12 protein-coding genes are annotated in these 14,592 nt (G+C 33.7%); 4 read left to right on the top strand and 8 right to left on the bottom strand.

Annotated elements, in window-relative coordinates:
- Window positions 1–177 precede the first annotated feature (177 nt).
- Both N4A68_03495 and N4A68_03490 read left to right on the top strand, forming a co-directional pair.
- Window positions 178–1,116: an NUDIX hydrolase gene (locus N4A68_03495; protein MCT4563380.1), complete on the top strand. Its 939-nt coding sequence runs from the start codon at window positions 178–180 to the stop codon at window positions 1,114–1,116.
- A 109-nt stretch (window positions 1,117–1,225) separates the two neighbouring features.
- A complete protein-coding gene (locus N4A68_03490) occupies window positions 1,226–2,617 on the top strand; it encodes a nicotinate phosphoribosyltransferase (GenBank protein ID MCT4563379.1) in 1,392 nt (463 codons plus the stop codon).
- Window positions 2,618–2,706: 89 nt separating this feature from the next.
- Here N4A68_03490 and N4A68_03485 read toward each other — a convergent pair whose 3' ends face one another.
- The 5 genes from N4A68_03485 to N4A68_03465 all read right to left on the bottom strand — a co-directional run bounded on the left by N4A68_03485 (window position 2,707) and on the right by N4A68_03465 (window position 7,892).
- On the bottom strand, window positions 2,707–3,249 hold the full coding sequence (locus N4A68_03485; GenBank protein MCT4563378.1) for a hypothetical protein: 543 nt from the start codon (window positions 3,247–3,249) through the stop codon (window positions 2,707–2,709).
- Window positions 3,250–3,432: 183 nt separating this feature from the next.
- The gene (locus tag N4A68_03480) at window positions 3,433–4,683 is read right to left on the bottom strand and encodes a Gfo/Idh/MocA family oxidoreductase (protein ID MCT4563377.1); all 1,251 of its coding nucleotides are present in this window, start codon (window positions 4,681–4,683) and stop codon (window positions 3,433–3,435) included.
- Window positions 4,684–4,763: 80 nt separating this feature from the next.
- Window positions 4,764–5,630, bottom strand: coding sequence for a carbohydrate ABC transporter permease (locus tag N4A68_03475; protein MCT4563376.1), 867 nt, complete (start codon window positions 5,628–5,630; stop codon window positions 4,764–4,766).
- Window positions 5,627–6,511: a sugar ABC transporter permease gene (locus tag N4A68_03470; GenBank protein MCT4563375.1), complete on the bottom strand. Its 885-nt coding sequence runs from the start codon at window positions 6,509–6,511 to the stop codon at window positions 5,627–5,629. Before N4A68_03470 ends, N4A68_03475 begins: the two co-directional genes overlap by 4 nt.
- A 67-nt stretch (window positions 6,512–6,578) precedes the next feature.
- A complete protein-coding gene (locus tag N4A68_03465; GenBank protein MCT4563374.1) occupies window positions 6,579–7,892 on the bottom strand; it encodes an extracellular solute-binding protein in 1,314 nt (437 codons plus the stop codon).
- A gap of 364 nt (window positions 7,893–8,256) precedes the next feature.
- Between N4A68_03465 and N4A68_03460 the strand changes: the two genes are divergently transcribed.
- Together N4A68_03460 and N4A68_03455 are read left to right on the top strand one after the other, a co-directional pair.
- Complete coding sequence (locus N4A68_03460; protein MCT4563373.1) at window positions 8,257–9,354, top strand: GNAT family N-acetyltransferase; 1,098 nt, start codon at window positions 8,257–8,259, stop codon at window positions 9,352–9,354.
- 166 nt (window positions 9,355–9,520) lie between these two features.
- The gene (locus tag N4A68_03455; GenBank protein MCT4563372.1) at window positions 9,521–11,302 is read left to right on the top strand and encodes an FAD-dependent oxidoreductase; all 1,782 of its coding nucleotides are present in this window, start codon (window positions 9,521–9,523) and stop codon (window positions 11,300–11,302) included.
- Window positions 11,303–11,699: 397 nt separating this feature from the next.
- Here N4A68_03455 and N4A68_03450 read toward each other — a convergent pair whose 3' ends face one another.
- The 3 genes from N4A68_03450 to N4A68_03440 all read right to left on the bottom strand — a co-directional run bounded on the left by N4A68_03450 (window position 11,700) and on the right by N4A68_03440 (window position 14,556).
- A complete protein-coding gene (locus tag N4A68_03450; GenBank protein ID MCT4563371.1) occupies window positions 11,700–12,437 on the bottom strand; it encodes an MBL fold metallo-hydrolase in 738 nt (245 codons plus the stop codon).
- Window positions 12,438–12,495: 58 nt separating this feature from the next.
- Window positions 12,496–13,377, bottom strand: a complete 882-nt coding sequence (locus N4A68_03445) for an EFR1 family ferrodoxin (GenBank protein ID MCT4563370.1) — start codon at window positions 13,375–13,377, stop codon at window positions 12,496–12,498.
- A gap of 174 nt (window positions 13,378–13,551) precedes the next feature.
- Complete coding sequence (locus tag N4A68_03440) at window positions 13,552–14,556, bottom strand: AraC family transcriptional regulator (GenBank protein MCT4563369.1); 1,005 nt, start codon at window positions 14,554–14,556, stop codon at window positions 13,552–13,554.
- Window positions 14,557–14,592 lie beyond the last annotated feature (36 nt).

Genomic DNA, 14,592 nt, shown 5'->3' with positions numbered 1-14,592 from the left:
TAGTTATTAACTGATGGTTATTAATTTAACAATTAAGGATATTGAAAAATGTTATAGGGAGTTTAGGATAAATCTTAATTTATACATAGGGAGATATACCATGGTTCTGGGGGGTTTTGATATGTATAGATTGAAGTTTTCACTGGAATCTTTATATACATATTTATGAGGTGATAAATGATGTCCACAGAAACAAAAAATGCTTTAGGTCAAACGGAGAAAGAATTTTTAAAAGCATATAATTCTGACCAGTATAATGATTCCAAATTTTCAGTAACTTCTGATTCGCTTATATTTACTATTCAGAATGCGGATGGAAAAGAAGAGTCAAATGATTTGGAAGATAAAAGACTTAAAATCGCTTTGATACAAAGAGCAGATCATCCCCATATAAACAAATGGGCACTACCTGGGGGATTTGTGAATAAGGGTAAAGAAACCACCCTTCAGGCAGCTAAAAGAGAGCTGGATGAAGAAACAGCCATCTCAGACTCCGGGGTATATTTAGAACAGGTATATACCCTTGATAATATGGGAAGAGACGTAAGAGACCACATTATGAGTGTATCCTATATGGCTTTATTGGATAAACCAGAAATAGCCATGAAAGCTGGTAGTGATGCAAAGGATGCCAAATGGTTCGAGGTGAAAAGAAAAATAACTCAAGTCAATAAAATAATTACAAATGATGGATTTATAAGGGAAAAATATATTGACATTAGACTCTTCAAAGAGGGTACCGAAATTATCAGTAAAATAAAAGAAACCATAACCGTTAAAAATAGAGCCAAAAGAATGAAGGTTGAGCTAGTAGATAGAGGTGATTTAGCCTTTGATCATGCAATCATCATAAATCTGGCCCTTGAAAGAATAAAGAATAAGGTGGAGTATACGGATATCATGTTCAACCTCCTACCTGAACATTTCACCATAGCCGAGGCCTATAGGGTATATCAGATAACAACAAATAGAAATGATACTATACAAAATTTTAGAAAGAAATTCAAAAATGTAAAAAACATGATTATTGAAACGGATAAAACCACTAGAAGGTATAGTCAAAGACCAGCTAAGCTGTATAAATTAAATATTCATTGGGACGATAATGAGCAATAGAAGGTTAGAGCATCGAGCCCCTTCACTTTTAATCAGATTTTTTACTAAAAATAACCTAAATGGAATCCAAATACTAGAGAAGAAAGCTTAATTTAAGGAGGAGCATATTATGAGCATATTTAATAAAAAGAGATTACCTATAGATACTTTCAAAATGTCGGAGGAGATTAAGGAACATCTTCGTAAAGGCTGGTATAGTGATGAATACTTCAATAACAACATAAGGATATTAAACCAATTAGCAGATGAGGAATATGAATTTGGTGAAGATGAAAATGATTTAGAAGGTATTGTAGATGTATCCAAAGTGAGTATCGGAGACCTAGAAGTAGAAATGCAAATATTCACTAGAAGAAAACCCTTTAGTGTCGTAGTAGGCGTAGATGAAGCTCTTGCCATACTAAAGGAATGTACAGGTTACTACGATGAAAAGGGGAATTTTATTAACACCTATGAAAAGCTTGAAGTTGAAGCAGTGTATGACGGTGAACTCGTTAGATATGATGGAGACCCTTTAAGTGTTGAGCCAGTCATAAAAATCAAAGGTAGATATAGGGATTTTGGACATCTTGAAACCCCAATACTAGGTGTATTAAGCGAACCTACAAGGGTGGCAACGAATGTCTATAATACCCTAGTTGCAGCAGGTGAAAAACCCGTCCTTTTCTTCCCGGCTAGATTTGCCCACTATAAAATGCAAGGAATTCATGGATATGCTTATTGGATAGCCACTCAAAGATATAAATTTGCTTATGGCAAGGACTCAAAGGCCTTTATATCTACTATGGAGCAAGGTGATTGGTGGGGAGGAAAAGCCAGTGGTACAGTAGCCCATATAAACATATTAACCTTCTTAGGGAATACTGCAAAGCTGATGATGGAATTTGCAAGAACCATGTCTTCGGAAACTCCTAGAATTGCATTGGTTGATTTTCATAACGATTGTGTAGGAGAATCCCTAAAGGTAATGGATAAAATGTGGGAAAAGTATTTGGAGCTTTATAGGGAAGGTAACTATGAAGAAGCTAAGAAATATAAATTATACGGTGTAAGACCGGATACGAGTGGAAACATGGGAGATAAATCTATTGAGCCTTTATACGATAAAAAAATGGATTGTGGTGTAACTCCTAGGCTTGTTCATAATATGCGTAGTGCAATCGATGGAAGATGGCATAAATGGATTAAGGATGCTAATTATGAAAATATACCCGATGAAATCAAGGATATTGCAAAACAGTATTGTGAGGATGTAAAAATAGTAGTAACCGGTGGATTTAATGTCAAGAAAATAACTAGTTTTGAAGAAGTACAAGCTCCCGTGGATATATATGGAGTAGGTTCAAGCCTATTGGAGAACTGTAAAAATTCAAATAACGATTATACCGCCGATGGCGTTAGAGTAAAAATCAATAATAAATGGTATGATCTTCATAAGGAAGGTAGAAGACCTTGCAATAATCCTCGATTAGAAAAAATAGATTTAAATGATCTGATCTAATTTAAAAATGGAGGTGCTTCAGAATGAATGAAATTCGTCATTCTGAGACACCCCCACAATGTATTACAGTTAGTTATATTACCTTGATGTTATGAAATACCCATTGATAACAATTCTAAATTCCACTTACCATTTTCATATGTGGCCTTATATTCTGGAAAAACTGCTCCTAGGTTTCCAAACCAAGAAGTTGCTACAATTATCGCCTTATTATCACTCATTTCTTTTATTTTTACACTTAGCAATGTTCCATCTATACTCCCTACCAAACTCCCATTTTTATCTTGTTTAAATTTAGTATCTTCATCCTTAACATCTTTAAAGGGATATACATTCTCAGATATATCCTTAAGTTTATTTAATACCTCTTGTTTTCCTTTATCACTTAAGCCCTCTAGGGTATCCATTTCTACGGCTAAAAAGCTGCTACCTCCATTTTCCTCTTTAAAAGCTGCTTTCATAACTGTAACATACAAGTCAATCTTTTTCATTTCTTCTGAACTGATCTCCTGTACAGTCTTTACTTCCTTTTCTCCATTATTATTTTTTTCTATTTCTTCATGCTTCTCAACACTACAGCCACTTACAATTAGTGCCATCATTAATGCTAATATTAAAGCTATTTTTTTCATATCAGTTACCTCCTACTTTATTTTTATCATATTAGACGATTGAATTAACAAATTTGTTCCTAATAAATAATGGTATGAAAATAAATATGGGGTGAGGATTGAAAAGTTGAATTGCACTAGGCTAATTCAACTCTTCAACCCTTACCCCATTAGGGAACGTTTCTTTTCATCTCTTCCTAAGATTTAATAAAATTTATTATAGTAATCCTTCATAGTGATAACCCTATTATTCAATCTAGATTCCTCTGCGGCAAAGGCCATCATATGACTTTGGACAGATATGGTGGCTGAAGTTAAAGCATTTCTTCTATCCGATAATATCAGTGAAACAAAATCTTCCATTATTCTTGTATCTCCACCACCGTGACCACCCGATACTTCCTCGGGATTGATGATTCTTCTTTCATTTGTATCGAATAATTGAACTTCTATTTCATTTTTACTATCTACTGCACGTATCTCACCTTTGGTGCCCATTATCTTAAGTGTCCTATTTATTTTATTTGTAAATGCACATAAATTAAAGGTTGCTGTAATGCCATCTTCAAATTCCAATATGGTACTTTGATGATCTACTACATTATTATCACAATTGTATACACATCTGCCATAGGGCCCTTGTTCAACTGCTTTTTGTACCTTTTCCATGGTCTGGATCTCACATATTACAGTTGATGGCCATTGTCCAACATTATTATAATATAATTTTAATGCTGAATACGGACATTCTTTCTCCACAGCACAACTGATGCATCTATCTCCTGCATTTTGAGGCTTATTCTCCTTCTTGAAATAGGCTAATTTCCCGAAGGAGGCAATATTCGTACAGTTTTTTCCCACTAACCATAATAATATATCCATATCATGACAGCTTTTCTGTAACATCAAGGGGCTTGATAAATCTGAATTCCTCCAATTCCCCCTTACAAAACTATGGGCAAAATGAAAATACCCAATATTTTCGTTATGTTGGATGGATACAAGCTCTCCTATCTCTCCCTTTTCTATAATTGATTTTAAAGTAGAATAGAAGGGAGTATATCTAAGCACATGACATATCATGAATATATTATTTTTTTCTTCTGTTAATTTACCTAATTCTATACATTCCTCTGGACTATAGGACATGGGTTTTTCTAATAAAATATGATAACCCTTTTTTAATGCAAGCTTTGCTGGCTCAAAATGGGTCCTATCAGGGGTGGCAATAACTACAGCATCGCAAAATTTTTCTTTTTCTAATAATTCTTCCCAAGCTTCAAATTGATATTCCCCTAATATATTATGCTGTTTTGAAAACTCTTTTCTCCTCAATTCATTTGGTTCTGCAACAGCTACAAATTCAATACTATTGGAATATTTGAGGGCATAGCTCCCATAGGCATCCTTTCCCCGTTGTCCTGCTCCAATTAATATTGCCCTTACCTTTGACATATTATCCCACCTTCCTTTTTATTAACTCTACTTAAGTCACATTCAAAAAATAAACTAGTCATCTTACTCGTCATTTTGATTTATTTCTTCACCGCTCCAGAAGACAATCCAGAAATTATATATTTTTGAAATATTAAAGACAAAAAAACCGGTGGTATACTTGCTATTACCCCAGCTGTACTGGTAAGTATATAATCCGTTCCAAATTTACTGCTAAATTCCGTTATCAATACTGGTAATGTTTTAGAAGAAGTTGTATAAGTAAAATTGAGGGCATAAAAAAACTCATTCCAAGACATAATGAAGACAAATATTGTTGTAGCCGCAAGCCCAGAGGAGGATATTGGAAGAACAATCCTATAAAAAGCTTTAAATCTATTGCACCCATCTACTAAAGCCGCTTCTTCTACCTCAACTGGTATTCCCTCAAAATATCCCTTCATGATCCAAATCATATAAGGTAAGATAAAAGATAAATACACAACCACCAAGGTTAATTTTTTATCTAATAATTTGAACTTTATCATAATCATATACATGGGAATAATAAGGGCTATGGATGGAATCATCTGTAAAAACATAATTGAATTGAAAAGGAATGATTTTCTTTTAAAATTGACCCTACAGAAGGCATAGGCCGCTGGTACACCTATGATCATTGAAATTACAGTAACCAATACTGAAACAATTGTGCTATTTTTAAATGCAGTCATAAATTGTGATGCAGCATCACTGGTCCTATTGGATGTGCCGAAAATAATATTTTTATAATTTTCAAAGGTCGGCTCATTAGAAGATAATTTTAAGGGCACTTCTAACAAATCTACTTTTTTAGAAATACTTGATATTATTAACCATAAATATGGTAATACAACCACAGCCACTATCAAAGTAACCATCAAATACAAAAATATTCTTTTAAGTCTTTTCTCAATTTTTATATTCATGAATCCATCACACTTTCTTTTTTGCCCATAAATATTTTGACATATGCATAAGTAAGTCCAAAGGAAATCATAGATAGCATGTAAGCCATTGCGGAACCATATCCGAATTTTTGAAACTTGAAGCTATTTTTATGAATGTACAATGATAAAAATTCTGTACTCCCCGCTGGACCTCCAGAAGTCATAATATAGCTCAGGTCAAAGGATTTCAAAGCCCAAATTGTCTGTGTGATAGCTATGATTAAAACAACAGGTTTAATTAGGGGAAAAGTAACATTCCAAAAGGATTTACACGATGATGCCCCATCAATCTCCGCTGCTTCATACAACTGCCTAGGAATATTTGATAGTGCAGCAATGGTCAATATCACAACATAGGGCGTTTCTTTCCATATATTAGCTATGGCAATACATATAAAAGCAGAAAATGGTTTGCCTAACCATACCTGATATTCTTCTATTAAATTGAATTTTACCATTAATGCATTTAATATTCCATAGTCTGCATTAAAGATCCACTTCCACATAACTGCATTTACAACTGTTGGTAATGCCCAAGGAAGTATTATAATACCACGGACAATTCTTCTTCCTTTAAAATCTTGGTTTAAAACAAGGGCAGTTATAATTCCTAAAACGATCTGAATTCCTACGGTAATAATAGCAAAAAGCACGGTTAACATGCCTGCACTTTTAAAATAACTATCTGAAAACATATTTATATAGTTTTTTAGTCCTACAAAATCGTAACTTTTTGGGGCAAATTTAATTTCGTGTAAGCTTATAAAAATAGAATAGAGTATTGGGAAAACCAATACTCCAAATATTATCAGTACACTAGGGGTTATTAAAAGGCGTGCAAACTGGTTTTTACTCTTCATATCGGTCTCCCTCCCACTCCATCATAAATAGAAAGCATTAAAGCTTAAAAACATTTAGATTTTAATATTATTTCATTGCTTCAATACATTTATCTTGTATTTGCTTAAGACCCTCTTCAATAGATACTTGATTTGTTAATATTCTTTGAGTTTCCGTTGATAGAATATTTGAAAATTCATCATACCAAAGTAAATCAGGTAGCCCTCTTGATGAAATGATTTGTTTTCCAAAGCTCTTCCAATGAGGATAAAGCTCAAGTAATTCTTGATCATCAAATAATTCTGTATAAATAGGAAGAGTTCCTATTTCCTTTGCCCTTTGCTTATCTAGTGCCTTACTAGTCATATATTCTATATACTTCCACGCTTCTTCTTTATTTTTACTTGTTTTAGGAATTGCCATGGCTTCCGGTAAAGTTAAGCATACTTGAGCCCCTCCTTCTATTGAAGGTGAATAATCGGCAATAGCAATATCTCCAACAACCTTTGAGTTCTCTGGATCATTTCCTAATTTATATGAGTTTGGATGTGCCTGTAGATAAAAGGCAGTGTTACCCATATTAAATACATTAGATATAGACTCATAATCCGATGTTAAAGAAGCAGGATCAATAATTTTACTATCATTTATCCCTCTTACCATGAATTCAAATGCCTTTTTCACTCCTGGATCTGTTGCCATAATTGGATTACCTTTATCATCAAAGAATTTACCCCCAAAGGAATATGTAAGGAAAATAATTTGATTTGACCCCGATTGTGCTTGCATATAGGAATCAATATATCCATATTGAGCTAATCCTTTTTCCTTTAAAAGTTTAGACTGTTCTTCCAATTCCGCCCATGTTTTAGGAGACTCAGATATCCCCGCTTCATCAAGCATTTTCTTATTGTACATGAAGAATCTAGTATCATTGTGCCAAGGAATACCATATAGTTTTCCACTTCCAGAGAATTTTTCTCTTAGTCCAGGGATTAACTCTTCACGAACCTCGTCAGAAACATACTCATCTAAACATTCAACCCAATCATTTGCGATGAATCTTGCAACCCACGCATTATCAAATTCGATTACATCATAGGTACTTCCCCCAGTGGTTAATTCATTGATTGCACGATCTGCTACTTTATCCCATGCCATGTTAATTAGTTCAACTTCAATACCGGTTTCTTTTTCAAATTCTCTTGTTTCTTTTTCAATAAATCCAACAATGGATTGGTATGGTGCCGGTAATAAAACCGTTATTTTCTTTCCTCCGTCTGTATTAGAAATATCCGTCCCCTGTGCTTCTTGTTTCTTTTGTTCAGAACACGCAGTAACAAATAACATTGATAATATAATACAAACCGATATCAATTTTGCTAAAGTCCCTTTTTTCATTTGATATTCTCCTTTCAATAGTTCATTTAGTTTTGGAATTATTTTCTTTGCTTTAGTTCAGCATACTAATTATAATATCGTAATATTTTCTAATCAAATAAATTTTATCTATACTACTCTAGCAACCTATTAATTTTTCTTATAATGCCACAATTGATTATATCTTTTATAATGTTTTATGGTAGAATCTTATAGAGATTCCAGTCAAAACTTTGATTTGATTAATTAAAATATAAGCATATTTGATGGTATAGCTTCAAGGATTCTAAAACTACATGTAGTAGATGGTTTTTATAGAAAATAATTATGCAATTTGTTAAGTTGTTAATAAATATTATATTTAACTTTTTAAAGGAGTGAAATAATGTCAGAACCTAGAGCTGCAAAGTTATCAGAATTTGATGATGTTATAGATCATATTAATAACGTGTTTAGGATAAAACGGGGACATGCTCCAACTATGCAGCAAGAATTTCCTCTTCTATTAAGCCGTGAAAATATTGATAATATAATTGTGATAAAGGAAGAAGGAAAAATAGTATCTGCTGTAAATTTTCTAATTCAAGAAATACTTGTTGAAGGCGTAGTTTTAAAATCTGCATCTATAGGTGCTGTTTGTACTGACCCAGATTATGAAAGAAAAGGTTATTCATCTAAGATATTGGATCATGTTGAAAAGCAATTATATGCTAAGGGTGTTGATATCCTCCTAATTTCCGGTAATAGGACCCTTTATACAAGAAGAATGGCTACGGAAGTAAAATGTTTCTATAGATATGATATTATACCTAAGGATATTGGTTTACAGCTATCTATAAATGATTACAATGACAAATACTTATATGAAATGTTAAAAAGATACAATCAGAATAGTACTAGATTTTATAGGACTAAAGAAAATTTTGAAATATTATTGGAATCGGCCACAATTCCTTGGGGAAATTATAGTTATAAGAAATTGATCGTGAAAAAGAATGGTGAATTCATTGGTTATATAGTTCTAAGAATTATAGATGAAGAGGAAAGCTGGGGCCAAATAATAGAATTATCCATGCCAAATAAATATGTTTATGATTTACTAAGTCATATGGCTAAGGAATACTCCCTAAAATATATCAGATACTATGTCCATGTAAAGGATCATATAAACCAATTAGAAGAATATGATGAAAGAAAATTGGATTATCTTCGTGGAACCGTAAAGGTAATAAATTTTGAACAAATGATGAAGAAACTGCATAAATACATATCTCAATATATAGATGGTAATATACCTCATGAACTAATATGTGTAGAAGAAGATGGCATTTACAAAATAAACTACAAAGAAAATGAATTAAATATCCATAGTTTAGATGACCTTAACAGATTATTATTTGAACATGCAAATAAAGAAAATGAAATTTTAGATGCACTATTTCCACTTAACTTTATATGGCCTGCAAATCTGAACTTCCAATAAACAGGGAAAACAAGGGGTAAGGGTTGAAAAGTTGAATTGCACACCATGCTAATTCAACTTTTCAACCCTTACCCCATTTTTTTAGAATATTAGCTAAACTTTATAATATATTTGAATTAAGATGTTCTGTTAAATATAATTCATTTTAAACAAAGGGAGATTGCATATGTATAACTATTATTCTAAATATCTCTGTCCAACCATTCCTCCAGTAAATCCAACGGATAATCAAAGACATTTTTTGTTGAAGGTGGCTTTAGCTACGGCTAATAGGTTGGAGGATTATAATAATATCATAGAGACCCTAAGTCCACCTGCAGAAATCACTACCATTCTAGCTCCCGGTTCACTTAAGGGAATGAACATCGGTATTATTGGTGGGGGGCTTGCCGGTTTAGCATCCGCCTACGAGCTTAGAAAACTAGGATGTGATATAACAGTATATGATGCCCTAAAGGATAGAGTCGGTGGCAGGGTTTATACATATTTTTTTGATAAGAAAAGAAACCTCTATGGGGAACTTGGCCCCATGCGTATTCCCGTTAGCCATGAAACTACATGGCACTATATTAATAAGTTCCATCTTAATACCAGACCCTTTGTACAAGTTAATGAAAATGCTTTTATCTATGTCCGTAATATAAGAGTGAGAAATTACTCTGAGGGTAAAAATGTAAAGGAAAAAATTTATCCCCAGTTCAACCTAACCCCTTGGGAAAGAAACGCTTCTTGGCAAGAGCTAATTCTATATGGGCTACTTACACCATTGTATATGCTAAGCCCTATGGTGAGAAAGGAAATCCTACAAATTTTACCCCGCTATAGTAAAAGTCTTCTCTACTGGACGGGACTAAATATTCGTCAAGTCATGGAGGTTATGGGACTAAGTCAAGAAGCAATAAATCTGATAAGTTCCATCGCACCTTTAGCCGGTTCCTTTTATTACAACAGCTATATAGAAATATTACAGGAAGAATATCCAGTTTCTTTTTCTTCACCCTACGAGATTGTTAATGGTACATTTAATCTTCCCCTAGGCTTCTATCAATCCCTAATGTCTATAGATCCCAAAGATTATGATCATATACCAAAGGAAGCATTAGGCAAAGTGGAGTGGAAAAGCGGTACATGGATTAATAGTATAAATTACTCCCTTGATAGGGACAAAGTAACTTTACAATATAGTGATAAGTATTGTAATCATAATGGGTTTGAAGAATTTGATTACGTTGTATGTGCAATTCCCTACTCCACCCTTAGAAATGTAAATGTAAATCCTTTGTTTAGTACGATGAAAATGCAAGCCATCAAGGAAGCCACCTATTCTAATGCTCAAAAGGCTTTATTTCTATGTAAAAATCGTTTTTGGGAAAAGCAAGGTATAGTGGGGGGAGGTTCATATACAGACCTTCCTATTTCGTCTATTTGGTATCCATCAGATCATGCAATGGCAATTTGTAATTCTAATAATACGAAACCATATTGTTGTGAATCTCCCATAGATAATTGGGGTCTCATACCTGGAGCTTCTCCTAATGAGCCTGGAGTTCTTTTGGCTTCCTATAATTTTACTCAAGATGCTATTCGTTTAGGTAATATAAATAATACGAGAAGGTTTAGAGAAATAAAGGACCAAGTATCAGCAGTACATGGTCTAAACAGCAAATATATAGATTCTATTGTTGATGACTTTAAAAGTATTGAGTGGTATAAGGAAGAGGCCTTTAAAGGAGCTTTCTGCTATTTTAGTCCCGAACAAAGAAAACTTTTTGCCTATGTGATGTCTCTCCCAGAATATAATGGAAAACTAGTCTTTGCAGGAGAACATATTTCCCCTAGTCATGGTTGGATGCAAGGCGCACTAAATACAGGTATGAAGGCAGCTAATCAAATCGCAATTGATTTTATCAAAAATCCAAATGGGAATAAAAGTAACCCTGCTAAATAAAGCATAATAAATATTTGAATTATATATTCTTACTACTGAATTAGGATTCACAGGCTAAAAAGATCACTAAGACTAGTGAGCTAAGGCTACCTAAAAACCCGAATTTCTTCGTTGTTGCTTCAAGCAAGAACCCTTACGTATGTCTATATACGCTGCGGCCTCTCGCTTTCAGCACACCTCGAACTTCAGGTTTTTAGGCAGCCTGCCATCTTGTTGACCTTGTCAACAATCTGAGATCACTAAGGCTAGTGATCTTTTTTATATGAAAATTTGTATAGAGGTTCCAGTCAAAACTTTAATTTATGCATATCAAAAATCACCATACATAACCCTTCGCCCCTGTGCAGTTTCTAATTTTTGTGTGAATCCATGGATCAATTCCTTCATTTGTTTATTGTTAGCTTTTTGACAATACCATTTGTTCTGACTTATTTTTATAAAGATTTTTTTTCAGTTTCTCTACACTGAATGATTTTCCGTGTCCAGGATATATCATTTTTGCATTTTTCTCAATAATACTTTCCCAACTCTTATAATATTGCTTTAAATCTCTAATAAGTATAACACAGTATTTTGCTCCCATAAGCTGCATCATATTGGCAGCGGCATCCCCCACAAAGCAAAGGCCATTATCAAGTAACAAGGTTATTGAATCATCAGTATGCCCTGGAGTATAAATGATCTTGCCAGGAATATTTATCCCTATTTTATTTAGTACTGTCTCTTCCTTAATAATGATATCATTACTATGGGGTTTATAGGGTGGAAAAGTAAAGTCCCATTCTTTATTAAGCTTTCTAAACATTTCTACTATTCTAGCGACCTTCCAATTGATGTATTTGCAATTGGTAACATCATTTTTTCCCTTTTCAAGAAAAGGTATGGCCTTAGTATGCATAATAATTTTGCAGGAGGGATTCATGGATTTGATTTCCTTAACTAAACCCGAATGATCATCATGGTAATGGGTTAATAAAACATAGTCTATATCCTTAATTGTAATACCCAACTCAGACAATCTTTTATAAAACAATTCTTTGTCCTTTTCATAGCCCGTATCCACGAGTAGGTACTTATTTTGAACAGGAATAAGATAGCACATTGTGGCACTTAATTTAAGGTTGATTATTTCCATTATTTCTCTCCTCTCTCTTTCTAACTATTCAGATTAAGAATTTATATAGGCTACTCAGTCATATACTCATGGGATAAATCGCCGATTGCTTTTCTTCTAATTTAATATTTCCATCATTTAATCGTTTCTTTGCCATTTCAATATAGGGATAATCTATTGCCCCCACAGGACAATTATGGTAACATTCCCCGCAAAGAATACATTCTTGTTTATCCCGTATCATTTTAATTACACCATTGGAGCAATCAAACATATTAATAGGACAATTTGATACACATTTTTTACAGCCTATACACTTTTCACTATCAATCGATACCCCTTTGAATTTTTTATGAAAAGCCTCTTGACTAAAAAGATTGAATAGTATTCTTTCAGGTAATTTTGAATACTTAAAGGACCTACTCACATCCTTTATTTTTTTGTGATCACCTTCTGTTAGTTTTATAATTTTCTGGACGGCCTCATCTATGATTTTTTCCTCTACCTCACCTGGTTTCTCTCCATTTATTACATTGGACAAAGTCTCTGTCAATGTATGCTTTGTAGCTATTTTTACACCTAAAATCGATTTTCTATTCTTTCTTTTTATATATCTTCCCATTTCTTCTAAAGCTATGCTGCTGTGTACCCCTCCATAGGTCACAAAGGGAACTGCAAGACCTCCATACTTGCCTCCCACCTCGGGAAGCTGCTCAATTAATCTCAATACATTTTTCTCAACATGCCCAGCATATACGGGGCCCCCTATGAGGATAACATCATGCTCATGAAGTTCTGCCTCTAAATACTTGCTCCCATCATTATTGTTTAAATATTTTTCATTTTTCGTAATATTAATAAACTGCACTTCTATATTTTTATCTTCAAATCCCTTTTTGAACAGCTGAGATACTTTGAGTGTATGACCCGATGGGCTGAATACAATAATTGCCACTTTCATACTAACATTCCTCTCCTTCAAGATTATTTTTTATATTAATAAAAGCTTCCTTATTTAAATAGCCATAAAAAAATAGCGGTGTCGATAACGAATTTCATTATCAATATCACTATTATAATATATTTAAAATAATATCTTAACGTTCAAAAAGGTTTTTTATCTTTCCAATCGGCTTTAAAAAAATCCATTTTTTTCACTATTTAGACAATCACTAGGATTGAATCCATACTTTTTGCGAAAAGCTTTAGAAAAGCTATTTCCGTTGGCATATCCTACCATATGGGCAACCTCTTTAACTCTCATGTTATCAAATTCAAGTAATATACGTGCCCTTTCCATCCTTCTATTAACAAGATAAGTATATACAGGTATCCCGAAAACTTGTTTAAAACCACTTTTTAGCTTAGATTCATTCAGACATACAAATCGTGCAAGGGCTGCTAAGGATATACCGGAAGAAATGCTTTTATCCAATATTTCCTTTGCCCTATGAATACTGTTTAAATCACTCCGTGAGAGCTTTATGGTGTTTGCATCACTAGGATTTTTTTCTATAAGTGAATATAAACAAACTGCCAGAAGCTCTGTCAGCTTGCTTTCTATATACATTCTTTTGATTGCTCCCTTATAGGGGCAGCGTGCCGCCTGCTCAATAATCACCTTGCTTTCTTGGGGCAGTTTGAAATAGCTTATTTTAATATTTCTATATGCATATTGAAAAATATTTTTGTCGACGGGTAAAGAAGAAAGAAGGTTTTCAAGTTTTTCAGGGGGTATCAAAATGTGAACCCATTGATAATTAAACTCGGGTCCATGGGGGCAGATTTCTGTGGTCTCCTCTATCTGGCACAATACTCCTTCCCCAGCAGTAAGCTGAATGGTGGAACGGCTATAGACTTCCTCCCATTTCATATTGTCTCCAAGGCAAAGCATCATTCTGTATACTGGGCCTTTACTTTTTGCCACTAACTGAGTCCTGTGGGCAAGGCTTATCTCATTAAATCCTATTCCCGTAGAGGAATTAAGCATGATACATCTAGACTCACCGGTTCCCCAGGCTCTGGGAATTTTGAATCTTGTTTCACCCACTTCTAGCTTTTTGTGATTAAAAATCTCACTAGCACAATAATACTCACCATTGAGACTACTAAATTCATTTACTACTCCTGCTCTCTCCATACCCCTTACCCTCCTGTTGTTATAAATTATATCATT

Origin of the sequence: Maledivibacter sp. (assembly GCA_025210375.1) — a bacterium.
Lineage (GTDB): Bacteria > Bacillota > Clostridia > Peptostreptococcales > Caminicellaceae > JAOASB01.
This window is presented reverse-complemented; position numbering and strand designations above follow the sequence as displayed.